Source organism: Bradyrhizobium sp. USDA 327 (assembly GCF_041262065.1).
Classification (GTDB): Bacteria; Pseudomonadota; Alphaproteobacteria; order Rhizobiales; family Xanthobacteraceae; genus Bradyrhizobium; species Bradyrhizobium liaoningense.
In genome coordinates this window covers 6814197-6836312 of record NZ_JBGCCW010000001.1, presented here as the reverse complement: position 1 = coordinate 6836312, position 22116 = coordinate 6814197, and the positions used below count along the sequence as shown (strand labels likewise).

The window sequence follows — 22116 nt, the reverse complement described above, 5'->3', positions numbered from 1 at the left end:
GCCATGGCCCAGGACCATCTCGCCGCATCATCCCCGCTTCCCGAGCACGCGCGTCTCGCCGCGTTCGCCGGCGAATGGAATGGCGAAGAGGTGGTCTTCCCGTCGCGCTGGACGGAAGGCGGGCCGGCGACCTCTCGCGTCGTCGCCCGCATGGACCTCAACGGGTTCTACCTGATCCAGGATTCGGCTCAGATGCGCGACGGCAAGCAGGTCTTCGCCACTCACGGCATCTTCACCTACGATCGTGACGACCGGACCTACAAATTGTTCTGGTACGACTCGCTCGGCTACACGCCGCCCTCGCCCGCTTCGGGCGGGTGGGTCGGCAAGACCCTGACGCTGGTGCGCGGCTCGCTCCGCGGCAATGCGCGCCACGTCTACGAGATCATCGACGACGATTCCTATTCGTTGAAGATCCAGTTCTCGCCGGACGCGGAAGGCTGGGCCGACGTGCTCACCGGCGTCTACCGCCGCATCCACTGACCTCTCACTCGTTAGTTCGCGAAAGCAGACCTCATGTCCATCCTGATCGACAAGAACACCAAGGTCATCTGCCAGGGCTTCACCGGCAAGAACGGCACCTTCCATTCCGAGGCCGCGATCGCCTATGGCACCAAGATGGTCGGCGGCACGTCGCCCGGCAAAGGCGGCTCGACGCACCTGGGCCTGCCGGTCTTCGACACCGTGCGCGAGGCGCGTGAGAAGACCGGTGCCGATGCGTCGGTGATCTACGTGCCGCCGCCGGGCGCGGCGGACGCGATCTGCGAAGCCATCGACGCCGAGATCCCGCTGATCGTCTGCATCACCGAGGGCATTCCTGTTCTCGACATGGTGCGGGTAAAGCGCTCGCTGATCGGTTCCAAGTCCCGCCTGATCGGGCCGAACTGCCCTGGCGTCATGACCGCCGGCGAGTGCAAGATCGGCATCATGCCGGCCAATATCTTCAAGACCGGCTCGGTGGGCATCGTCTCCCGCTCCGGCACGCTCACTTACGAAGCGGTGTTCCAGACCTCCCAGGAAGGCCTCGGCCAGACCACGGCGGTCGGCATCGGCGGCGACCCGGTCAAGGGCACCGAGTTCATCGACGTGCTGGAGATGCTGCTCGCCGACCCCAAGACCGAATCGATCATCATGATCGGCGAGATCGGCGGCTCCGCCGAGGAGGATGCAGCCCAGTTCCTCAAGGACGAGGCCAAGCGCGGTCGCAAGAAGCCGATGGTCGGTTTCATCGCCGGTGTCACTGCCCCTCCCGGCCGCCGCATGGGCCATGCTGGCGCGATCATCTCGGGCGGCAAGGGCGATGCCGGTTCCAAGACCGAAGCGATGAAATCGGCTGGAATTACCGTGTCTCCGTCGCCTGCACGCCTCGGTCATACGCTTGCCGAAAAGTTGAAGGGCTAGTTCACTTCTTCGTGCTTTTCCGGGCGAAGTTTCGCAGCAAATAGGGTAAAGGGTGCCTGTCGCGCCGAGCCTCTGCCGGGGAGCTCGGCGCCAGCGCCGTTTGTTATGCGCGAACCGAAATCGCCAGGAACTCCAGTATGTCTCGCCAGGACGCGAACGCAGCCTTTGCCTTGTCTTCCTTTTTGCAGGGCACCAACGCCACCTACATCGACGAAATCTACGCCCGCTATGAAAAGGACCCGTCCTCGGTCGACGCCGAGTGGCAGGAGTTCTTCAAGAGCCTGAAGGACCAGCCGGACGACGTCCGCAAGAATGCTCAAGGCCCGTCCTGGGAGCGTGCAAACTGGCCGCTGACGCCCCAGGACGATCTGACCTCGGCGCTCGACGGCAACTGGGCCGAAGTCGAGAAGACGGTCGGCGGCAAGATCGCCGCCAAGGCGCAGGCCAAGGGCGCCGACATCTCCTCCGCCGATCTGCTCCAGGCCACGCGCGACTCCGTCCGCGCCCTGATGCTGATCCGCTCCTACCGCATGCGCGGCCACTTCCACGCCAAGCTCGACCCACTCGGCATCGAAGCCCCGCGCAACCGCGAGGAACTCGACCCGCGCACCTACGGCTTCAGCGAGGCCGATTTCGACCGCAAGATCTTCCTCGATCACGTGCTCGGTCTCGAATACGGCACGCTGCGCGAGATCACCGCGATCTGCGAGCGCACCTACTGCCAGACGCTCGGCGTCGAGTTCATGCATATCAGCAATGCCGCGCAGAAGGCCTGGATCCAGGAGCGCATCGAGGGACCCGACAAGGAGATCTCGTTCACCCGCGAGGGCCGCCGCGCCATCCTGATGAAGCTGGTCGAAGCCGAGGGCTTCGAGAAATTCTGCGACACCAAGTTCACCGGCACCAAGCGCTTCGGTCTGGACGGCGGCGAATCCCTGATTCCCGCGCTCGAGCAGATCATCAAGCGCGGCGGCAATCTCGGCGTGAAGGAGATCGTGCTGGGCATGCCGCATCGCGGCCGCCTCAACGTGCTGACCCAGGTGATGGGCAAGGCACACCGCGCGCTGTTCCACGAATTCAAGGGCGGCTCGGCCAACCCCGACGCGGTCGAAGGCTCCGGCGACGTCAAATACCACCTCGGTGCCTCCTCGGACCGCGAGTTCGACGGCAACCGGATCCATCTGTCGCTGACCGCCAACCCCTCGCATCTCGAGATCGTCGATCCCGTCGTGCTCGGCAAGGTGCGTGCGAAGCAGGACCAGCACGGCGATCCGCCGGACATGCGCATCTCCGTCATGCCGCTCCTGATGCATGGCGATGCCGCTTTCGCCGGCCAGGGCGTGGTGGCGGAATGCTTCGGCCTGTCCGACCTGAAGGGCTACCGCACCGGCGGCTCCGTGCACTTCATCGTCAACAACCAGATCGGCTTCACGACCTATCCGCGCTACTCGCGCTCCTCGCCCTATCCGTCCGATGTGGCGAAGATGATCGACGCGCCGATCTTCCACGTCAATGGCGACGACCCGGAAGCCGTGGTGTTCGCGGCCAAGGTCGCGACCGAGTTCCGGCAGAAATTCCACAAGCCCGTCGTCATCGACATGTTCTGCTACCGCAGGCATGGCCATAACGAGGGCGACGAGCCGGCCTTCACCCAGCCGGTGATGTACAAGCGGATCGCGGCGCATCCCTCGACGCTGGAGCTCTACTCGCGGCGCCTGATCAGCGAGGGCGTGATCACCGAGGGCGAGGTCGAGAAGGCCAAGGCCGACTGGCGCGCCCGGCTCGATGCCGAGTTCGAGGCCGGCACCTCCTACAAGCCGAACAAGGCCGACTGGCTCGACGGCAAATGGGCGGGCTTCAAGATCGCCGACCAGGAAGAGGACGCCCGCCGCGGCGTCACCGGCGTCGATTTGCCCGTCCTGAAAGACATCGGCCGCAAGATCACCAAGGTACCGGACGGCTTCCGCGTCCACCGCACCATCCAGCGCTTCCTGGAAAACCGCGCCAAGGCGATCGACAACGGCGTCGGCATCGACTGGGCGACCGGTGAGGCGCTGGCGTTCTGCACGCTGCTGCAGGAAAACCACCATGTCCGCCTGTCCGGACAGGATTCGGAGCGCGGCACCTTCTCGCAGCGCCACTCGGTCCTGATCGACCAGGAAGACGAGAGCCGCTACACGCCGTTCAACCATCTCGGCAGCCAGCAGGGCCATTACGAGGTCATCAACTCGCTGCTGTCGGAAGAGGCCGTGCTCGGCTTCGAATACGGCTATTCGCTCGCCGAGCCGAACACGCTGACGCTCTGGGAAGCCCAGTTCGGCGACTTCGCCAACGGCGCGCAGGTCGTGTTCGACCAGTTCATCTCCTCGGGCGAGCGCAAATGGTTGCGCATGTCCGGTCTCGTCTGCCTCCTGCCGCACGGCTATGAGGGCCAGGGGCCGGAGCACTCCTCGGCGCGCCTCGAGCGCTTCCTGCAGATGTGCGCGGAAGACAACATGCAGGTGGTCTACCCGACCACGCCGGCGAACTACTTCCATGCGCTGCGCCGTCAGCTGCATCGCGAGATCCGCAAGCCGCTGATCATGATGACGCCGAAATCGCTGCTGCGTCACAAGCGGGCGGTGTCGCGTCTCGAGGAGCTGGCGAAGGGCACGACCTTCCATCGCATCCTCTACGATGACGCCCAGATGCTGCCGAACGAGGCGATCAAGCTCGTTCCGGACGAGAAGATCCGCCGCATCGTGCTCTGCTCCGGCAAGGTCTATTACGACCTCTACGAGGAGCGCGAGAAGCGCGGCATCGACGACATCTATCTGATGCGCATCGAGCAGCTCTATCCTGTGCCGCTAAAGGCGCTGGTGGCCGAGCTGTCGCGCTTCAAGAAGGCCGAAGTGGTGTGGTGCCAGGAAGAGCCCCGCAACATGGGTGCATGGCACTTCATCGAGCCCTATCTGGAATGGGTGCTGAACCAGGTGAACGGCGTGAGCCGGCGTCCGCGTTATGTCGGCCGCGCCGCTTCCGCCGCGACCGCCACGGGTCTGATGTCCAAGCATCAGGCGCAGTTGAAGGCGTTCCTGGACGAAGCACTGAGCTGAATTTTCTCGAACTGCGTCATGCCCCGCCTCGTGCGTAACCGCGCACTGGAGCGGGGCATCCAGTACGCCGTGGCGTCCGTGCAGAGTACGAACGTCCGGTTTGCTGGATGGCTTGCTTTTCGCAGGCGATGACACACCCGCACTTATGACCGCATTGGCGATCTCCTTAAGGAAAAGACCATGACTGAAATTCGTGTGCCGACGCTCGGCGAATCCGTCACCGAGGCCACCATCGGCCGCTGGTTCAAGAAGGCCGGCGATCCGGTCGCCGTCGACGAGCCCTTGGTTGAGCTCGAGACCGACAAGGTCACCATCGAAGTTCCGGCGCCCTCCGCGGGCACGCTGAGCGAGATCATCGCCGCCGACGGCGCGACCGTCGCCGTCGGTGCGCTGCTCGGCCAGATCACCGAGGGGGCCGGTGCCGCCAAGCCCGCCGCCGCTCCCGCCAAGCCTGCCGCTGCTCCGGCTCCGGCCGCTGCGGCTCCGGCTGCTGCCGCCGCTGCGCCGAAGGCGCCGCCCGCCGATGCGCCGCTCGCCCCGTCCGTGCGCAAGCTGTCGGCCGAGACCGGCATCGACGCCTCGACCGTTCCTGGCTCCGGCAAGGACGGCCGCGTCACCAAGGGCGACATGTTAGCTGCGATCGAGCGCGCCGCCTCCGCGCCGACCCCGGTCAACCAGCCCGCCGCCGCCGTGCAGGTTCGCGCGCCGTCGCCGGCCGATGACGCCGCCCGCGAAGAGCGCGTCAAGATGACCCGCCTGCGCCAGACCATCGCGCGCCGCCTCAAGGACGTGCAGAACACCGCGGCCATGCTCACGACCTTCAACGAGGTCGACATGACCAACGTCATGGCGCTGCGTGCGCACTACAAGGACGCGTTCGAGAAGAAGCACGGCGCCAAGCTCGGCTTCATGGGCTTCTTCACCAAGGCCGTCGTGCAGGCGCTGAAGGACATCCCGGCCGTCAATGCCGAGATCGACGGCACCGACCTGATCTACAAGAACTACTACCACATCGGCGTCGCCGTCGGCACCGACAAGGGCCTCGTCGTGCCCGTGGTGCGCGACTGCGACCACAAGTCGATCTCCGACATCGAGAAGAGCATCGCCGATTTCGGCCGCCGCGCCCGTGACGGCCAGCTCAAGATCGACGAGATGCAGGGCGGCACCTTCACCATCACCAACGGCGGCATCTACGGCTCGCTGATGTCGACCCCGATCCTGAACGCGCCGCAGTCCGGCATTCTCGGCATGCACAAGATCCAGGAGCGGCCGATGGTCGTCGGCGGCAAGATCGAGGTTCGCCCGATGATGTATCTGGCCTTGTCCTACGATCACCGCGTCATCGACGGCAAGGAAGCCGTCACCTTCCTGGTCCGCGTCAAGGAGAGCCTGGAAGATCCGGCGCGCCTGGTGCTCGATCTCTGATCCCTGCTGCTCTGCGAGCGCCGTCGCGATCAACGCGGCGGCGCGTGTCGAACCATGGAGGTGCGCGTGACCGATAAAGTCGTTGTCATCACCGGCGGTAGCCGCGGCATCGGGCGGGCGACCGCGATCGCGGCTGCCGCGCGCGGCTTTCGTGTCGTGGTCGGCTATGCCAGCAACAAGAAGGCGGCCGACGAGGTGGTCGCGCAGATCGAGGCCGCCAACGGCAAGGCCATCGCGGTGAAATGCGATGTCGCCGAGGAAAGCGACATCCTCGCTCTGTTCAAGGAAGCCGACAAGTTCGGCACGCTTGGCGCGCTCGTCAACAATGGCGGCATCGTCGGCAAGAGCGGCGTGCGCGTCGACGAGATGTCGGCCGGGCGCATCCAGCGCGTGATGGCGGTGAACGTGACCGGCTCCATCCTCTGCGCGCGCGAGGCGGTGAAGCGGATGTCGACCAAGCACGGCGGCAAGGGCGGCGTGATCGTCAACCTCTCGTCCGTCGCTGCCAGGCTCGGTGCACCCAACACCTATGTCGACTATGCGGCCTCCAAGGGCGCGGTCGATTCCTTCACCATCGGTCTCGGCTATGAGGTCGCGGGCGAAGGCATCCGCGTCGCCGCCATCCGCCCCGGCCTGATCGACACCGAGATCCACGCCGCCGGCGGCGAGCCGGACCGCGCGCATCGTCTGGCCCATATGGTGCCGATGAAGCGCGTCGGCACCGCCGAGGAAATCGCCAACGCCATCGTCTGGCTGATGTCGGACGAGGCCTCCTACGTCACCTCAGCCATTCTCGATGTGTCCGGCGGACGCTGACGCGCCGCGCGGACGCTGACACATCCTCATCACGCCAAACCTCACGGGACTTTCTCTCATGGCTACCTACGATCTCGTCGTCATCGGCACCGGACCGGGCGGATATGTCTGCGCGGTACGCGCTAGCCAGCTCGGCATGAAAGTCGCCGTGGTCGAAAAGAACGCCACGCTCGGTGGCACCTGCCTCAATGTCGGCTGCATGCCGTCGAAGGCGCTGCTGCACGCCTCCGAGATGTTCGAGGAAGCCGGCCATTCCTTCGCGAAGATGGGCGTGTCGGTCTCGTCGCCGAAGCTCGATCTGCCGGCGATGATGAACTTCAAGCAGCAGGGCATCGACGGCAACGTCAAGGGCGTCGAGTTCCTGATGAAGAAGAACAAGATCGACGTGCTCAAGGGCACCGGCAAGATCCTGGGCACCGGCAAGGTCGAGGTCTCCGCCGACGGCAAGTCGCAGACGATCGAGACCAGGAACATTGTGATCGCCACAGGCTCCGACATCGCGCGCCTCAAGGGCATCGAGATCGACGAGAAGCGCATCGTGTCGTCCACCGGCGCGCTGTCGCTCGACAAGGTCCCCGGCAAGCTCCTGATCGTCGGCGCCGGCGTGATCGGCCTCGAGCTCGGCTCGGTCTGGCATCGTCTTGGCGCCGAAGTCGTGGTCGTCGAATTCCTCGACCGCATCCTGCCCGGCATGGACGGCGAGATCGCCAAGCAATTCCAGCGCATCCTCGAGAAGCAGGGCTTTGCGTTCAAGCTGGGGGCCAAGGTCACCGCGGTCGACACCTCGGGCAAGACGCTGAAGGCGACGATCGAGCCCGCTGCCGGCGGTTCGGCCGAGACGCTGGAAGCCGACGTCGTGCTCGTCAGCATCGGCCGCGTGCCCTACACCGACGGTCTCGGCCTGAAGGAAGCCGGCGTCGCGCTCGACGCGCGCGGCCGCGTGCAGATCGATCCGCATTTCGCCACCAGCCTCAAGGGCGTCTACGCCATCGGCGACGTCGTCGCGGGCCCGATGCTCGCGCACAAGGCCGAGGATGAGGGCGTTGCGGTCGCGGAGATCATCGCCGGACAGGCCGGCCACGTGAACTACGACGTCATTCCGGGCGTCGTGTATACCACTCCGGAAGTGTCCTCCGTCGGCAAGACCGAGGAGGAGCTGAAGCAGGCGGGCATCGGTTACACCGTCGGAAAGTTTCCGTTCACCGCCAACGGCCGCTCCAAGGTTAACCAGACCACTGACGGTTTCGTGAAGATTCTCGCAGATGCGAAGACCGATCGCGTGCTCGGCGTTCACATCATCGGCCGCGAAGCCGGCGAAATGATCCATGAAGCCTGCGTTCTCATGGAATTCGGCGGCAGTGCGGAGGATCTCGCGCGCACCTGCCACGCCCATCCGACCCGCTCGGAGGCCGTCAAGGAAGCCGCGCTTGCGGTCGGCAAGCGGGCCATCCATATGTAGGCACGCGCCCAGCACCGAATCGGGCGGGAAACACATGCTGCGCCGCCTCCTTCAACCGGTCTGGGTCCTGCTTGCGATCATCTTCCTGATCGAAGCCTGGCTGTGGGACCATCTCGAACCGATCGTTGCCAAGGTCGTCGCAGCCATCCCGCTGGCGCGGTTCAAGCATTGGCTGACGGAGCGCGTCAATGCGCTGTCGCCCGCCATGACGCTGATCGTGTTCGCGGTCCCCATCGTCCCGCTGTTTCCGCTCAAGCTGGTCGGCCTCTGGCTGCTCGCGCACGAATACTGGACCAGCGCAGTCTTCACGATCGTGTTCGCGAAGCTGGTCGGCGTCGGCGTCACCGCCTTCGTGTTCGACGTGACGCGCCACAAGCTCCTGGAGATGCACTGGTTCGAGCGGATCTATGATCTGGTGCTGAAGGTGCGCGCCAAGGCCGCCGAACTGGTCGATCCGATCAAGCGCCGCATCCGCGAGCTGATCGCCGGCGACGGCGAGGGGTGGTCCTCCCGCACGCTCCGCCTGATCCAGCGCTTCCGCAAGAGCGTGCATCAGGCGCGGTGAGCGCCGCGGCGTGTTCGGTGTTCGCCACACACGCTGTCATCGCCCGGCTTGACCGGGCGATCCAGTATTCCAGAGACGTTAATCGAATGCGGAGAAGCCGCGGCGTACTGGATGCCCCGGTCAAGCCGGGGCATGACACTGTTTTTGTGGCGTTCAAGCCACATGGCTCAATCCCTCAATGCAAATGCAGGAAATGCGGCCACCACAGGCCGAGCGCGGTCATGAAGAGACCGGCGAGCGTCAGCACGCCGCTGACATAGGCGAGCGCGAGCATGCCGGTGATGATGGTGGCAGAGGCCAGCACGATGCCGATCTGGAAGGCGGCCGACGCCAGCTCGAAGTGATGGTATTTCGCGGTCGCCTCGTCGCGGTCATGCTGGGCGTGCTTGGCCTTCTCGGCGAGCTGCTCGGTGCCTTCGCCGGTCTCGGGCTCGGAGCGGTAGCGCTGTGCGGTCTTGGTCCAGTCGTCGACCTGCTTCTGCACCGTCGCCTTCACGGCATCATCGGTCGTGCCGGCCAGCGTCAGCTTGCCCTGCTCGGCCGCAGTAATCACCACGGTGCGGCGGATGCTTTTGGCCTGGAAGAACGCCCAGAGATTGGCGGCCTCGACGTTCTTGCTGATCGATTCGGTCTGGGCGCCCTTGCCGAGCGTCTCCGAGATCGCCAGGAACAGCGCCAGCACCGCGATCAGGAGCGCGATCTTCTTGTTCGAGCCGGACGCGTGTTCGGCGTGCTCGGCATGCTCCATGCTTTCGTGGGCGCCCATCATGTCTCTCCTGTCTCGGTTCCCCACGATTTGACCGAACCGTGGGCGCCGCGCAAGTGGCACGCGAGCTATGACGAGAGTGTGTCAGCGCCGTGGATGCGCGCTGGCATAGACTTCGAGCAGCCGCTCGGAATCGATGCCGGTATAGATTTGCGTGGTCGAGAGCGAGGAATGGCCGAGCAATTCCTGGATGGCGCGTAAGTCGCCGCCGCGCGAGAGCAGATGCGTGGCGAAGGAGTGCCGGAGCGCGTGCGGCGTGGCGCTGTCGGGAAGGCCCAGTGCGCCGCGCAGCCGCTCCATCGCGAGCTGGATGATGCGCGGGCTCAAGGGCCCACCGCGCGCGCCGACGAAGATCGGTCCCTCCGCGGGTAGCGGATACGGGCACATCGAAACGTATTCCTGCACGAGCGCGAGCACGTTCTGCAGCACCGGCACCATCCGGGTCTTGTTGCCTTTGCCTGTCACGACCAGCACGTCGCCTTCGCCGGGACGCGGCACCTCGCGGCGCTTTAGGCCGAGCGCTTCGGAGATGCGCAGGCCCGAGCCATACAGCAGCGCCATCACCGCGGCATCGCGCGCCAGGATCCAGGTCTCGCGGTCCTCGCCGGCGCGCTCGTCGGCATCGGCCAGGCGTTTTGCGGAGGCCATCGGCAGCGGCTTCGGCAGGCTCTTCGCAACCTTTGGCGCGCGGATCGCGGAGAGTGCGCCGACCTTGCCCTTGCCCTGGCGTTCGAGGAAGCGCCCGAACGAGCGCAGGCCCGCCAGCGCGCGCATCAGGCTGCGACCGGCAATGTCGTCGGCCCGGCGCATCGCCATGAAGGCGCGAACGTCGGTGGCCTCCAGCGATGCAAACCGTTCGAGCGTCACCCGCTCGCCCCAATGCGCACAGAGAAAATCTAGGCACTGCCGCAGGTCGCGGCCATAGGCCTCGAGCGTCTTCGGCGACAGCCGCCGCTCGGCACCGAGATGCGACAGCCAGCGTGCCATCTCCTGCGCGATCGAGGGGTCGGCGCTGGCGAGCTCGATTCTTGGGGCTGCGGCTTTGCTCATGCGCTCTGGACGTGGTGATTCCGCACAGTATATCGCATCACACTCGTTTATCGTTCGCTAAGGCCGGCCCGCGGCGCTAGCCTGAAGTCCCCGAGTTCCGATTCTCCACCCATGGATCACACACCGCGCAGCCCCGCCTCCGCCCACGCGACCGGCATGGTCGACGTGCTGGTGCCGGTCGCGCTCGACCAGACCTATTCCTACAAGGTGCCGCGCGGGATGGAGCTGAAGGCGGGCGATCTTGTCGGTGTGCCGCTCGGGGCCCGCGAGGTGCTGGCGGTGGTCTGGGGCGAGAACGCCAATCCCGATCCGCGCCTGCACAATCGCCTCAAGGAGGTCAGCGAGAAGCTCGACATCCCGCCGCTGAAGCCCGAGCTGCGTTCGGTGGTCGACTGGGTCGCCAATTACACGCTGAGTCCGCGCGGCATGGTGCTGCGTATGTGCCTGCGCATGGGCGAGAATCTCGGCCCGGAGCGGGTGCGCGCCGGCGTTCGCCTGGTCGGCGATCCCCCGAAGCGGCTGACGCCGGCACGGCAGCGGGTGATCGCGGTGCTGTCCGACCGGCTGCTGCACAGCAAGTCCGAGGCGGCCAAGGAAGCGGGCGTCTCCTCAGGCGTGATCGACGGCCTCGTTGACGAGGGCACGCTCACGGTCGAGCCGATGCCGCCGCCCCCGCCGCCGCCCGCGCCAGATCCTGATTTCGGCCGGCCGGATTTCTCGCCGCTGCAGCGTGCCGGAGTGGATGCGATGCGCGCGCTCGCGGCCAACGGCACCTTTCACGTCGCGCTGCTCGACGGTGTCACCGGCTCGGGCAAGACCGAGGTCTATTTCGAAGCCGTGGCCGAGGTGATCCGTCGCGGAAAACAGTCGCTGATCCTGATGCCGGAGATCGCGCTCACCGGCCAGTTCCTCGATCGCTTCGCGCAGCGTTTCGGCGTGCGGCCGATCGAGTGGCATTCCGAACTCACCCCGCGCACCCGCGCGCGCAATTGGGCGGCGATCTCCGAAGGCAGTGCGCCGGTCGTGGTCGGCGCGCGCTCGGCACTGTTTCTGCCCTACGCCGATCTCGGCCTCATCGTCGTCGATGAAGAGCACGACCAGGCCTACAAGCAGGACGAGGGCGTGCATTACCACGCCCGCGACATGGCGGTGGTGCGTGCGCATATCGCCAGGATCCCGGTCGTGCTGGCCTCCGCGACGCCGTCGGTCGAATCCGAAGTCAACGCGCGCAAGAACCGCTATCAGCGCATCGCGCTGCCCTCGCGCTTCGGCGGCCAGCACATGCCGCATATCGAGGCGATCGATCTGCGCCGCGAGCCGCCCGCGCGCGGCCGCTTCATCTCGCCGCGGCTTGCCGGCGAGATCAGAATCGCGATCGAGCGGCGCGAGCAGGCGCTGCTGTTCCTCAACCGCCGCGGCTATGCACCGCTGACCTTGTGCCGTGCCTGCGGCCATCGCTTCGCCTGCACCATCTGCGATGCCTGGCTGGTCGATCATCGCTTCCGCCAGCGCCTCGTCTGTCATCATTGCGGCTTCTCGATGCCGCGCCCGCACATCTGCCCGAACTGTTCGGCCGAGGAATCGCTGGTCGCGGTCGGGCCCGGCGTCGAGCGCCTGCAGGAGGAGGCGGCGGCGCTGTTCCCGGAAGCGCGCACCATGGTGCTGTCCAGCGATCTCATCACCTCGATCGAGACGATGCGCTCGGAACTCGCCGAGATCGCGGAGGGCCGCGTCGACATCATCATCGGCACGCAGCTCGTCGCAAAAGGCCACAATTTCCCGCGGCTCAATCTGGTCGGCGTGGTCGATGCGGATCTTGGCCTCAGCAACGGCGATCCGCGCGCGGCGGAGCGCACCTGGCAATTGCTCAACCAGGTGATCGGCCGCGCCGGACGCGAGCAGGGCCGTGGCGTCGGCTATCTCCAGACCCACCAGCCCGATCATCCCGTGATGAAGGCGCTGATCGCCTGCGACCGCGAGGCCTTCTACGACAGCGAGATCGAGTTGCGCGAGAAGACGCTCTATCCGCCGTTCGGCCGGCTCGCGAGCCTGATCATCTCGGCAGGCGACCGCCCGAGCGCGGAAGGTTTCGGCCGCAAGCTCGTCGCGCTGGCGCCGCGCGACGAACGCGTCGTGGTGCTCGGGCCGGCGGAAGCGCCGCTCGCCGTCATCAAGGGCCGCTATCGCTTCCGCATCCTGGTGAAATCGGCGCGCGGCTTCGATCTGTCGGACTATTTGCGCAGCTGGCTCGCGGTGTGCCCGAAGCCATCAGGCAATCTGAAGCTCGAAGTGGATGTCGATCCGCAGAGCTTTTTGTAAGCGCCACTGTCACCAAATGCTTGGTCGTGATTCCGCGGCGCGACGAAGTCGCGAGCCCGGAGTCCATTCCTCCACCAACTCTGCCGCGCGATGGATTCCGGGCTCGGGCTGCGCGCGCCCCGGAATGACGACAAAAAAAGCCCGCGGTCCCCCAAGACCACGGGCTTGTCTCACGCGCGCAGCAAACTGATGGAAACTGCGCGTGTGAGGAGAGGCGCTTGAAGCGCCCCTTTAGGAGACGACTTCCGCGGTGACGCGGCCGACGCCGGCACCGGTAAGGCCGATGGCGCGGGCAGCGCCGGTGGAGAGGTCGAGGACACGGCCGCGAATGAACGGACCGCGGTCATTGATGGTGACGACCACGCTCTGGCCGCGATGGGTGACACGCAGCTTGGTGCCGAACGGCAGCGAACGGTGGGCCGCGGTCATGGCGTTCTGGTTGAAGCGCTGGCCCGACGCCGTCCGGCTGCCCGACTCGTTGCCGTAAAAGGAAGCCATGCCGGAGAAGCTGTGGCCCGTGCCGGAGGTCGGCGTCATCGACGCATTGGCGTTGCGCCAATCGGAGGTCGCGTTGGTGTCGGTCTGGGCGTGGTGGCGGTGGTGGTGATGCCGGTGATGCCGGGATTTTGCGGAAGCTTCGGTGGCAGTTCCACCGATGAGGAGGGTTGCGGCGACGAAAGCGATCGCCGTGCGCGGCCGGGTCACAAAGCCCAGCGTCTTCAAAGACAGCATTTACTGGTCCCTAAGCTAGTATTGCCACATATGTGGCTAGTGGAGCCCCCATCAGTTTGCGAGCGGGTTGGCGTTTCGATTCCCAATGAGGCGTGAATTGGGCAGTAAATTGAGTATGTTTCGTCATGAAACATCTTGTTACCGTTGTACGATAATCAGCGGATGTTTCGTAATCTTCGGCTTTAACGATTCATTAACCTCATGATTACTTCGTAATACGGTAAAACGAAGTGATCGCTTCGATTGTTCAGAATTCGGTAAGTATTCGGCCAGTGGAACCAGCCACTCCAGAATCACGCCTCTGCGATCCGTGTTCATGGCCGCTATGCGCTAGGGGCAGGAACCAACCGCGGGGAGGCTCCCGGCAATTTCCACGACGCGGGAGACCATCGGTCCGAACGCGTCAGCGCCGCCCTCTCGGCGTCGCCCGCTGCGACGAACTGGCGGGAGAACCGCGTGCCTTTAATTTGGCGTCATGTTGCACCTGCGCGCCTGCTATGTTAGCAAAGCCGCGATTTTAACGAGCCCGGCACCTCCCGTGCTGGTCGAAAATCGAAGTCCCGCTTGAATTCCAAGGGCTTGGATCGCTAGGCGCCGCTTCGTGGCGACGGTTTTTCCCTTGCGAGTTTGACAGCAAAAAGAGCGCGTCTGTGGCTGCAGAAGATACGTCCGTTTCAGGTGTGTCCGGCCGTTATGCAACGGCCTTGTTTGAACTGGCCCGCGACCAGAAAGTGGTCGACGAGGTCAAAGCCGATCTCGACAAATTCGATGCCTTGCTGAACGAAAGCGCGGATCTCAAGCGCCTCGTCCGCAGCCCGGTGTTCGCGGCCGACGCCCAGTCTCGGGCCCTCTCGGCCGTGCTGGCCAAGGCCGGCATCGCCGGCATCTCCGCCAACTTCCTCAAGGTGCTGACCGCCAACCGCCGCCTGTTCGTGGTGGCGGACGTCATTCGCGGCTACCGCGCCCTCGTCGCCAAGTTCAAGGGTGAGACGACGGCCGACGTCACCGTGGCGGAAGCGCTCTCGGACAAGAATCTCGATGCCCTCAAGGTTGCCCTGAAGTCGGTGACCGGCAAGGACGTCGCGCTGAACGTGAAAGTCGATCCCTCGATCATCGGTGGCCTCGTCGTCAAGCTGGGCAGCCGCATGGTGGATGGTTCGCTTCGCACCAAACTCAATTCGATCAAGCACGCGATGAAAGAGGCAGGCTGATGGACATCCGCGCCGCGGAAATTTCCGCGATCCTCAAGGACCAGATCAAGAATTTCGGCCAGGAAGCTGAAGTCTCCGAAGTCGGACAGGTGCTGTCCGTCGGCGACGGTATCGCCCGCGTCTACGGTCTGGACAACGTCCAGGCCGGTGAAATGGTCGAGTTCGAGAACGGCACCCGCGGCATGGCGCTGAACCTCGAAACCGACAACGTCGGCGTGGTTATTTTCGGTGCCGACCGCGAGATCAAGGAAGGCCAGACCGTCAAGCGCACCCGCGCCATCGTGGACGCGCCGGTCGGCAAGGGCCTGCTCGGCCGCGTGGTCGACGCGCTCGGCAACCCGATCGACGGCAAGGGTCCGATCCAGGCCGAGAAGCGCATGCGCGTCGACGTCAAGGCGCCCGGCATCATTCCGCGCAAGTCGGTGAGCGAGCCGATGGCGACCGGCCTCAAGGCGATCGACGCCCTGATCCCGATCGGCCGCGGCCAGCGCGAGCTGATCATCGGCGACCGCCAGACCGGCAAGACCGCGATCGCGCTCGACACCATCCTGAACCAGAAGCCGCTCAATGCGCAGCCCGACGAGAACATCAAGCTGTACTGCGTCTACGTCGCGGTCGGCCAGAAGCGTTCGACCGTCGCCCAGTTCGTGAAGGTGCTGGAGGAGCAGGGCGCGCTCGAATATTCGATCGTCGTCGCCGCCACCGCCTCGGATCCGGCGCCGATGCAGTACATCGCGCCCTTCACCGGCTGCACCATGGGCGAGTACTTCCGCGACAACGGCATGCACGCGGTCATCATCTATGACGACCTCTCCAAGCAGGCCGTCGCCTACCGCCAGATGTCGCTGCTGCTGCGCCGTCCGCCGGGCCGCGAAGCCTATCCCGGCGACGTGTTCTATCTGCACTCCCGCCTGCTCGAGCGCGCGGCGAAGCTGAACAAGGACCAGGGCTCGGGCTCGCTGACGGCGCTGCCGGTCATCGAAACCCAGGCCAACGACGTGTCGGCCTACATCCCGACCAACGTCATCTCGATCACGGACGGCCAGATCTTCCTTGAAACCGACCTGTTCTTCCAGGGCATTCGTCCTGCCGTGAACGTCGGTCTGTCGGTGTCGCGCGTCGGCTCGTCGGCGCAGACCAAGGCCACCAAGAAGGTCGCCGGCAAGATCAAGGGCGAGCTCGCGCAGTACCGCGAAATGGCGGCGTTCGCGCAGTTCGGCTCCGACCTCGACGCCTCGACCCAGCGCCTGCTCAACCGCGGCTCGCGCCTGACCGAGCTGCTGAAGCAGCCGCAGTTCTCGCCGCTGAAGATGGAAGAGCAGGTCTGCGTGATCTGGGCCGGCACCAACGGCTATCTCGATCCGCTCCCGCTCAACAAGGTGCGCGCCTTCGAGGACGGCCTGCTCTCGCTGCTGCGCGGCAAGCACGTCGACATCCTCAACGCGATCCGCGACAGCCGCGATCTCGCCGACGACACTGCTGCGAAGCTGAAGTCGGTGGTCGAAGGTTTTGCGAAGACCTTCGCGTAATCGAGAGCGTCATGGCCGGGCTTGTCCCGGCCATCCACGTGCTGACGCGTGGAGACGAAGACGTGGATGCCCGGGACGAGCCCGGGCACGACGACACTGGGATAGGCTAGTGGCTTGGCCCTAAGGGTCGAACCGCCGGGGTGAACGAAGAATGGCGTCACTGAAAGACATGCGCGTCCGCATCGCCTCCACCAAGGCGACGCAAAAGATCACCAAGGCCATGCAGATGGTCGCAGCCTCGAAGCTGCGCCGTGCGCAGACCGCCGCGGAAGCGGCGCGTCCCTATGCCGACAAGATGAGCGCGGTGATCTCCAACATCGCCAGCGCCGCCGCGGCCTCGCCCGGCGCGCCGGTTCTGCTGGCCGGCACCGGCAGGGATCAGGTGCATCTGCTGCTGGTCTGCACCGGCGAGCGCGGCCTGTCCGGCGCCTTCAATTCCTCGATCGTGCGCCTCGCCCGCGAGCGCGCCCTGGCGCTGATGGCGCAGGGCAAGGACGTGAAATTCTTCTGCGTCGGCCGCAAGGGCTACGAGCAGCTGCGCCGCCAGTTCGACAAGCAGATCGTCGAGCATCTCGATCTGCGCAGCGTCCGCCAGCTCGGCTTCGTCAATGCCGAGGATATCGCCAAGAAGGTGCTGGCCCGTTTCGACGCCGGCGAGTTCGACGTCTGCACGCTGTTCTATTCGCGCTTCAAGTCGGTGATCTCGCAGATCCCGACCGCCCAGCAGGTCATCCCGCTGGTCGTCGAGGAGAGCGCTGCCGCGAGCACCACCTCCTACGAATACGAGCCGGAAGAGGACGAGATCCTCACCCGTCTTCTGCCGCGCAACCTCGCGGTCCAGATCTTCCGTGCGCTGCTCGAGAACAACGCCTCGTTCTACGGCGCGCAGATGAGCGCGATGGACAACGCGACGCGTAACGCCGGTGAAATGATCCGCAAGCAGACGCTGGTCTACAACCGCACGCGTCAGGCGCAGATCACCAAGGAACTGATCGAAATCATCTCGGGCGCCGAGGCCGTCTGATCAAGGCGCATCGGTACCCATCAACGCAACATCCCGGTCGCTGACCGTGGTCTAGAAGTTCGGATCGAAGGAGACATTCAATGGCAGCCCAGGTCGGTCGCGTCACCCAGGTCATCGGCGCCGTCGTCGACGTGCAGTTCGAAGGCCACCTCCCGGCCATTCTCAACTCGCTCGAAACCAAGAACGGCGGCAACCGCCTGGTGCTCGAAGTCGCCCAGCATCTCGGTGAATCCACGGTGCGCACGATCGCGATGGACACCACCGAAGGTCTGGTCCGCGGCCAGGAAGTGAGCGACACCGGCGCGCCGATCCGCGTTCCCGTCGGTGAAGGTACGCTCGGCCGCATCATCAACGTCATCGGCGAGCCGATCGACGAAGCCGGCCCGGTCAAGTCGGAAGGCCTGCGCGCCATCCACCAGGAGGCGCCGAGCTACACCGACCAGTCGACCGAAGCCGAAATTCTCGTCACCGGCATCAAGGTCGTCGACCTGCTCGCTCCCTACGCCAAGGGCGGCAAGATCGGCCTGTTCGGCGGCGCCGGCGTCGGCAAGACCGTGCTGATTCAGGAACTGATCAACAACGTCGCGAAGGCGCACGGCGGTTACTCCGTGTTCGCCGGTGTCGGCGAGCGTACCCGCGAGGGCAACGACCTCTATCACGAGTTCATCGAGTCCAAGGTCAACGCCGATCCGAAGAATCCGGATCCGAGTGTGAAGTCGAAGTGCGCGCTGGTGTTCGGCCAGATGAACGAGCCGCCGGGCGCCCGCGCCCGCGTCGCGCTCACCGGTCTGACCATCGCGGAAGACTTCCGCGACAAGGGCCAGGACGTGCTGTTCTTCGTCGACAACATCTTCCGCTTCACCCAGGCTGGCTCGGAAGTGTCGGCGCTGCTCGGCCGTATTCCGAGCGCCGTGGGTTATCAGCCGACGCTCGCCACCGACATGGGCGCGCTGCAGGAGCGCATCACCACCACGCAGAAGGGCTCGATCACCTCGGTGCAGGCCATCTACGTTCCGGCCGACGACTTGACCGACCCGGCGCCCGCGACCTCGTTCGCGCATCTTGACGCGACCACCACGCTGTCGCGCTCGATCGCCGAAAAGGGCATCTACCCGGCGGTGGACCCGCTCGACTCGACCTCGCGCATGCTCTCCCCGCTGGTCGTCGGCGAGGAGCACTACGCCGTCGCCCGTCAGGTCCAGCAGGTGCTGCAGCGCTACAAGGCGCTCCAGGACATCATCGCCATTCTCGGCATGGACGAGCTCTCGGAAGAGGACAAGCTGACGGTGGCCCGCGCCCGCAAGGTCGAGCGCTTCATGTCGCAGCCGTTCCACGTCGCCGAAATCTTCACGGGATCGCCGGGCAAGTTCGTCGAGCTCGCCGACACCATCAAGGGCTTCAAGGGCCTGGTCGAAGGCAAGTACGATCACCTGCCCGAAGCCGCCTTCTACATGGTCGGGACCATTGAAGAAGCCGTCGAGAAGGGCAAGAAGCTGGCCGCTGAAGCAGCTTAAGAGGCGAATGGCGAATAGGGAGTAGCGAATAGTACGCTGCTCCTGCTCGCCACTCGCTATTCGCCACTCGCTATTCGCAGGTTCTCCATGGCCACCTTTCACTTCGATCTCGTCTCTCCGGAAAAGCTCGCCTTCTCGGGCGAGGTCGATCAAGTCGACATCCCCGGCGTCGAGGGTGATTTCGGCGTGCTGGCCGGACATGCGCCGGTCGTGGCCGCGATCCGCCCCGGCATTCTCACCATCACCACCGGCGGCAGGCACGAGAAGGTCATCGTGCTCGGCGGCCTCGCCGAAGTCTCCGAAAAGGGCCTGACCGTGCTCGCCGACGTCGCGACGTCGCTGGCCGAGCTCGACCGTGCCCAGTTCGCCGAGACGATCGCGGAGATGGAAGAGAATCTGAAGGAGCACGAAGCCGGCGAGCTCGATCACGCCATCGAGCGGCTCGACCACTTCAAGAGCATCCAGCAGCAGCTCAGCTCCACGGCTATGCACTAAGCCCCGGGGCACCGCTCCGGGGCTCAAGCCTGGAATTCCTGAAAAGGTTCAGCGCTCGTCACGACCGTGGCGGGCGCTGAAACTTTGTTGCACGATCGATGAAGCTGCCGTGTATTTTATCTCGAAGTGTCAAACACTTCGCTACTGTGCATGGGGTTGTTTTCGCGGTTTTCAGTTTCCGAACGCCGCAAACTGCTGCGCCACCGCGCGGTAGACCTCGCGGCGGAACGGCACCACGAGATCGACGACGCGGTCGAGGCGCTCCCAGCGCCAGGCGTCGAACTCGGCGGGTTGGCCGTTGCGCGGCGTCAGCGGATCGATCTCGTCGTCGCGGCCGGTGAAGCGCAGCGCGAACCATTTCTGGCGCTGGCCTCGGAACTTCGCGAGCCGGTGCGTCGGCGGCCCGTCGTAAGGCGGGAATTCGTAGGTGAACCAGTCCGTCTCGCCGAGAAAGTCGGCGCTGACGACATTGGTCTCCTCCCAGAGCTCGCGCATCGCCGCATCGCGCAGATCCTCGCCCTCGTCGACGCCGCCCTGCGGCATCTGCCAATCGAGCCCCGGCAGGATGATCTCCGGCCCGTCGCCCTTGAAGCGGTGGCCGATCAGCACACGGCCGTCGGCATTGAACAGGGCAATGCCCACGTTGGGGCGGTAGGGCTTTTCATTGGTCATCTTTGTCATTCCGGGGCGCGCGGAGCGCGAGCTCCGATGCGCAATTGCGCATCTGAGAATCCTTAACCACAGGCAGTCGACGGTTGGAAGCTCGTGGTGATATTCGGCCCACCACTCCCGCCTGGGGTTATGGATCCCCGCCTTCGCGGGGATGACGAGCGAGGGCGGAGCGACAGTGGATCATTCATCCGCCAGCGCAGAAAATTCCTTCACCACGCGCTCATAGACCGGGCGCTTGAAGGGGATGATCAACCCAGGGAGATTCTTCATCGATTCCCAGCGCCAGCTCACGAATTCCGCCTTGTGGCCGCCACCGCCGGGCTTCTCGACGTTGATCTCGCTGTCCTTGCCGGTGAAGCGTACCGCGTACCATTTCTGGCGCTGGCCGCGGTAGCGGCCCTTCCAGGCACGCCCCGCAACCGTGCGTGGAATGTCGTAAGTGAGCCAGTCCGGGACTTCGCCGAGCCGCTCGACCGAGCGCACGCTGGTCTCCTCGTAGAGCTCGCGCTTGGCGGCTTCCCAGGTGTCCTCGCCGGGGTCGACGCCGCCCTGCGGCATCTGCCAGACATGGGTGTCGTCGACATGCTCGATGCCGCCGGCGCGGCGGCCGATGAACACCAGTCCCTTTGGATTGAGCAGCATCACACCGACGCAGGTCCGGTAGGGCAGATCCTCGTAACGCGCCATTCCGCCAGACCTCTCGCATGCCTCAGGTCCGGCTTGATGCGGCCCCGCGGGAGCCGTGCCGTACCAATTTGTTGATTTAGCTGGATTTTGATTTCAGCATCGCGGTTGTCAATGGCACCAAAAGGATACCTCGGTCGCCCAATGTCTTGGTCCAGGCGCCGATGCGTTCGATCGAGACGGGCAGGGCCGAGGCCGTGCCGACAGCGAAGCCGCGTTCGCGTGCGGTCGATTCGAGCTTGTTCAGAGCGCGGTCGATCTCGGTCGGCGTCGGCACCACGTCGATGGCGATGTCGCCCTTGCCGAACGGCATGGCCTGGTTCGCCGCGGCCTGGGGCGCGATGCTGCGCGGCGAGGAGCCGTCGTCGAAGAAGCCGAGGCCGCGCTTGGCGGCCTCGCGGATGATCGGCTGCATCGCCGGCTCGGTCGCGATGAATCGCGCGCCCATGAAATTGGTGAGGCCGGCATAGCCCTGCATCCGGCTCAGGTGCCAATAGAGACGGTCGATGTTCTGGTCGGGGCTGAGCGAGGTCAGCAGCGTCTGCGGTCCCGGATCATTGTCGGGGAAGTCATAGGGCTCCATCGGGATCTGGAGGAAGATCTCGTGGCGCTGCGCGCGGGCCCGCTCGGCGAGCTTGCCGGGGTCGGCGCCATAGGGCGTGAAGGCCAGCGTCACTGCCGGCGGCAGCTTCATGATCGCGTCGGTGGTCTTGGCGGCGCCGACGCCGAGGCCGCCGATCACGATCGCCACCACGGGCATCTTGGCAGCCTTGGCGCGGTCGGCGTCCGCCGCATAGACGTTGAAAGGCTTCAGCCCGTCAGCGGCCACCGGGATCATGCCGTAGCGTGATTTCTCCAAGAGCTTCGGATTGATCCCGGCCATGACGGACGGCGCAGCGGATGCCGCCTCGCTTTTGTCGGCGGCATCGCCACCGCCGATCACCACGTCGTGGCGGGCGCCGGTCGAGCCGTCGATCATGGTGATGGTCTTCTGCTCGCCGGGGGCGGCCTGCTTCGGCGTCTCCTTGGTCTCGTGCTTGCCCTCTGGCTTGCTCTCTAAGCCGTGGCCGGAGGCCGCCGGCTTCTCGTCCGTGGCATCGGGAGCGCGGATCGCGAGCCGGGTCATCGGCTCGCCGCCGAGCGGATCCTTGTTGAAGATGGCGAAGCCGGCAAAGGTGAGGAGGAACAGGCCAAGCAGGACGGCAAGCAGCTGCATGGCCGTGAACGGCAGCCGCAGCCGCCGTTTCCGGCGCGGCTTGTCCTGTCCGAGCGGGGCGCTCAGATCATCGGCCGTTTCAGTCATGCAAGGTCCCGAATCACTCCAGCCGACGATACCACGCCGTGGTCAAGCGGCGGCAG

19 protein-coding genes are annotated in these 22116 nt (G+C 65.2%); 13 read left to right on the top strand and 6 right to left on the bottom strand.

The window, feature by feature from the left end; all coding sequences use genetic code 11:
• Window positions 1-3 precede the first annotated feature (3 nt).
• From ABIA42_RS32295 to ABIA42_RS32265, 7 genes are all read left to right on the top strand, one after another.
• A complete protein-coding gene (locus ABIA42_RS32295; protein WP_271527840.1) occupies window positions 4-483 on the top strand; it encodes a DUF1579 domain-containing protein in 480 nt (159 codons plus the stop codon).
• 33 nt (window positions 484-516) lie between these two features.
• Complete coding sequence (gene sucD / locus ABIA42_RS32290; RefSeq protein WP_061029350.1) at window positions 517-1401, top strand: succinate--CoA ligase subunit alpha; 885 nt, start codon at window positions 517-519, stop codon at window positions 1399-1401.
• 137 nt (window positions 1402-1538) lie between these two features.
• A complete protein-coding gene (locus ABIA42_RS32285) occupies window positions 1539-4496 on the top strand; it encodes a 2-oxoglutarate dehydrogenase E1 component (RefSeq protein WP_370117552.1) in 2958 nt (985 codons plus the stop codon).
• Window positions 4497-4676: 180 nt separating this feature from the next.
• Window positions 4677-5921: a 2-oxoglutarate dehydrogenase complex dihydrolipoyllysine-residue succinyltransferase gene (odhB, locus tag ABIA42_RS32280; RefSeq protein WP_370117555.1), complete on the top strand. Its 1245-nt coding sequence runs from the start codon at window positions 4677-4679 to the stop codon at window positions 5919-5921.
• A 54-nt stretch (window positions 5922-5975) separates the two neighbouring features.
• On the top strand, window positions 5976-6737 hold the full coding sequence (locus ABIA42_RS32275) for an SDR family oxidoreductase (RefSeq protein ID WP_370117558.1): 762 nt from the start codon (window positions 5976-5978) through the stop codon (window positions 6735-6737).
• Between the two features lie 58 nt (window positions 6738-6795).
• Window positions 6796-8196, top strand: coding sequence for a dihydrolipoyl dehydrogenase (gene lpdA, locus ABIA42_RS32270; RefSeq protein WP_370117561.1), 1401 nt, complete (start codon window positions 6796-6798; stop codon window positions 8194-8196).
• 34 nt (window positions 8197-8230) lie between these two features.
• On the top strand, window positions 8231-8761 hold the full coding sequence (locus ABIA42_RS32265; protein WP_370117563.1) for a hypothetical protein: 531 nt from the start codon (window positions 8231-8233) through the stop codon (window positions 8759-8761).
• 175 nt (window positions 8762-8936) lie between these two features.
• On the opposite strand, the gene ABIA42_RS32260 is transcribed toward ABIA42_RS32265, so the two are convergent.
• Together ABIA42_RS32260 and ABIA42_RS32255 are read right to left on the bottom strand one after the other, a co-directional pair.
• Entirely contained in the window at window positions 8937-9527 is a 591-nt protein-coding gene (locus ABIA42_RS32260) for a DUF4337 domain-containing protein (protein WP_271527834.1), read from the bottom strand.
• A gap of 84 nt (window positions 9528-9611) precedes the next feature.
• Window positions 9612-10577, bottom strand: coding sequence for a tyrosine recombinase XerC (locus ABIA42_RS32255; RefSeq protein ID WP_370117565.1), 966 nt, complete (start codon window positions 10575-10577; stop codon window positions 9612-9614).
• Window positions 10578-10688: 111 nt separating this feature from the next.
• Between ABIA42_RS32255 and ABIA42_RS32250 the strand changes: the two genes are divergently transcribed.
• Window positions 10689-12896 carry a primosomal protein N' gene (locus ABIA42_RS32250; RefSeq protein ID WP_370117568.1) on the top strand — a complete coding sequence of 736 codons (2208 nt, stop codon included), beginning with the start codon at window positions 10689-10691 and terminating at the stop codon, window positions 12894-12896.
• 231 nt (window positions 12897-13127) lie between these two features.
• Here ABIA42_RS32250 and ABIA42_RS32245 read toward each other — a convergent pair whose 3' ends face one another.
• A complete protein-coding gene (locus tag ABIA42_RS32245; protein WP_370117571.1) occupies window positions 13128-13628 on the bottom strand; it encodes a septal ring lytic transglycosylase RlpA family protein in 501 nt (166 codons plus the stop codon).
• 650 nt (window positions 13629-14278) lie between these two features.
• On the opposite strand from ABIA42_RS32245, the gene ABIA42_RS32240 reads away from it, so the two are divergent.
• The 5 genes from ABIA42_RS32240 to ABIA42_RS32220 all read left to right on the top strand — a co-directional run bounded on the left by ABIA42_RS32240 (window position 14279) and on the right by ABIA42_RS32220 (window position 19401).
• Window positions 14279-14839 (top strand): F0F1 ATP synthase subunit delta, encoded by a 561-nt coding sequence (locus ABIA42_RS32240; protein ID WP_131874110.1) that lies wholly within the window; start codon window positions 14279-14281, stop codon window positions 14837-14839.
• Entirely contained in the window at window positions 14839-16368 is a 1530-nt protein-coding gene (gene atpA, locus ABIA42_RS32235) for a F0F1 ATP synthase subunit alpha (RefSeq protein ID WP_271527830.1), read from the top strand. The genes ABIA42_RS32240 and atpA overlap by 1 nt, the downstream gene beginning before the upstream one ends.
• A gap of 151 nt (window positions 16369-16519) precedes the next feature.
• Complete coding sequence (locus ABIA42_RS32230; RefSeq protein ID WP_271527829.1) at window positions 16520-17392, top strand: F0F1 ATP synthase subunit gamma; 873 nt, start codon at window positions 16520-16522, stop codon at window positions 17390-17392.
• Window positions 17393-17472: 80 nt separating this feature from the next.
• Window positions 17473-18906 carry a F0F1 ATP synthase subunit beta gene (gene atpD, locus ABIA42_RS32225; RefSeq protein WP_028177717.1) on the top strand — a complete coding sequence of 478 codons (1434 nt, stop codon included), beginning with the start codon at window positions 17473-17475 and terminating at the stop codon, window positions 18904-18906.
• Between the two features lie 87 nt (window positions 18907-18993).
• A complete protein-coding gene (locus tag ABIA42_RS32220; protein ID WP_271527828.1) occupies window positions 18994-19401 on the top strand; it encodes a F0F1 ATP synthase subunit epsilon in 408 nt (135 codons plus the stop codon).
• A 171-nt stretch (window positions 19402-19572) separates the two neighbouring features.
• Here ABIA42_RS32220 and ABIA42_RS32215 read toward each other — a convergent pair whose 3' ends face one another.
• The 3 genes from ABIA42_RS32215 to ABIA42_RS32205 all read right to left on the bottom strand — a co-directional run bounded on the left by ABIA42_RS32215 (window position 19573) and on the right by ABIA42_RS32205 (window position 22060).
• The gene (locus tag ABIA42_RS32215) at window positions 19573-20073 is read right to left on the bottom strand and encodes an RNA pyrophosphohydrolase (RefSeq protein ID WP_370117576.1); all 501 of its coding nucleotides are present in this window, start codon (window positions 20071-20073) and stop codon (window positions 19573-19575) included.
• 180 nt (window positions 20074-20253) lie between these two features.
• Window positions 20254-20760, bottom strand: coding sequence for an RNA pyrophosphohydrolase (locus tag ABIA42_RS32210; RefSeq protein WP_028177714.1), 507 nt, complete (start codon window positions 20758-20760; stop codon window positions 20254-20256).
• A gap of 76 nt (window positions 20761-20836) precedes the next feature.
• Window positions 20837-22060, bottom strand: a complete 1224-nt coding sequence (locus ABIA42_RS32205; protein WP_370117579.1) for a divergent polysaccharide deacetylase family protein — start codon at window positions 22058-22060, stop codon at window positions 20837-20839.
• Window positions 22061-22116 lie beyond the last annotated feature (56 nt).

Excerpts from the sequence above, each read along its gene's own strand:
- ABIA42_RS32295 (WP_271527840.1), top strand. The coding sequence starts at position 4 with ATGGCCCAGGACCATCTCGCCGCATCATCCCCGCTTCCCGAGCACGCG.
- sucD (WP_061029350.1), top strand. The coding sequence starts at position 517 with ATGTCCATCCTGATCGACAAGAACACCAAGGTCATCTGCCAGGGCTTC.
- ABIA42_RS32285 (WP_370117552.1), top strand. The coding sequence starts at position 1,539 with ATGTCTCGCCAGGACGCGAACGCAGCCTTTGCCTTGTCTTCCTTTTTG.
- odhB (WP_370117555.1), top strand. The coding sequence starts at position 4,677 with ATGACTGAAATTCGTGTGCCGACGCTCGGCGAATCCGTCACCGAGGCC.
- ABIA42_RS32275 (WP_370117558.1), top strand. The coding sequence starts at position 5,976 with ATGGAGGTGCGCGTGACCGATAAAGTCGTTGTCATCACCGGCGGTAGC.
- lpdA (WP_370117561.1), top strand. The coding sequence starts at position 6,796 with ATGGCTACCTACGATCTCGTCGTCATCGGCACCGGACCGGGCGGATAT.
- ABIA42_RS32265 (WP_370117563.1), top strand. The coding sequence starts at position 8,231 with ATGCTGCGCCGCCTCCTTCAACCGGTCTGGGTCCTGCTTGCGATCATC.
- ABIA42_RS32260 (WP_271527834.1), bottom strand. The coding sequence starts at position 9,527 with ATGGGCGCCCACGAAAGCATGGAGCATGCCGAGCACGCCGAACACGCG.
- ABIA42_RS32255 (WP_370117565.1), bottom strand. The coding sequence starts at position 10,577 with ATGAGCAAAGCCGCAGCCCCAAGAATCGAGCTCGCCAGCGCCGACCCC.
- ABIA42_RS32250 (WP_370117568.1), top strand. The coding sequence starts at position 10,689 with ATGGATCACACACCGCGCAGCCCCGCCTCCGCCCACGCGACCGGCATG.
- ABIA42_RS32245 (WP_370117571.1), bottom strand. The coding sequence starts at position 13,628 with ATGCTGTCTTTGAAGACGCTGGGCTTTGTGACCCGGCCGCGCACGGCG.
- atpA (WP_271527830.1), top strand. The coding sequence starts at position 14,839 with ATGGACATCCGCGCCGCGGAAATTTCCGCGATCCTCAAGGACCAGATC.
- ABIA42_RS32230 (WP_271527829.1), top strand. The coding sequence starts at position 16,520 with ATGGCGTCACTGAAAGACATGCGCGTCCGCATCGCCTCCACCAAGGCG.
- atpD (WP_028177717.1), top strand. The coding sequence starts at position 17,473 with ATGGCAGCCCAGGTCGGTCGCGTCACCCAGGTCATCGGCGCCGTCGTC.
- ABIA42_RS32220 (WP_271527828.1), top strand. The coding sequence starts at position 18,994 with ATGGCCACCTTTCACTTCGATCTCGTCTCTCCGGAAAAGCTCGCCTTC.
- ABIA42_RS32215 (WP_370117576.1), bottom strand. The coding sequence starts at position 20,073 with ATGACCAATGAAAAGCCCTACCGCCCCAACGTGGGCATTGCCCTGTTC.
- ABIA42_RS32210 (WP_028177714.1), bottom strand. The coding sequence starts at position 20,760 with ATGGCGCGTTACGAGGATCTGCCCTACCGGACCTGCGTCGGTGTGATG.
- ABIA42_RS32205 (WP_370117579.1), bottom strand. The coding sequence starts at position 22,060 with ATGACTGAAACGGCCGATGATCTGAGCGCCCCGCTCGGACAGGACAAG.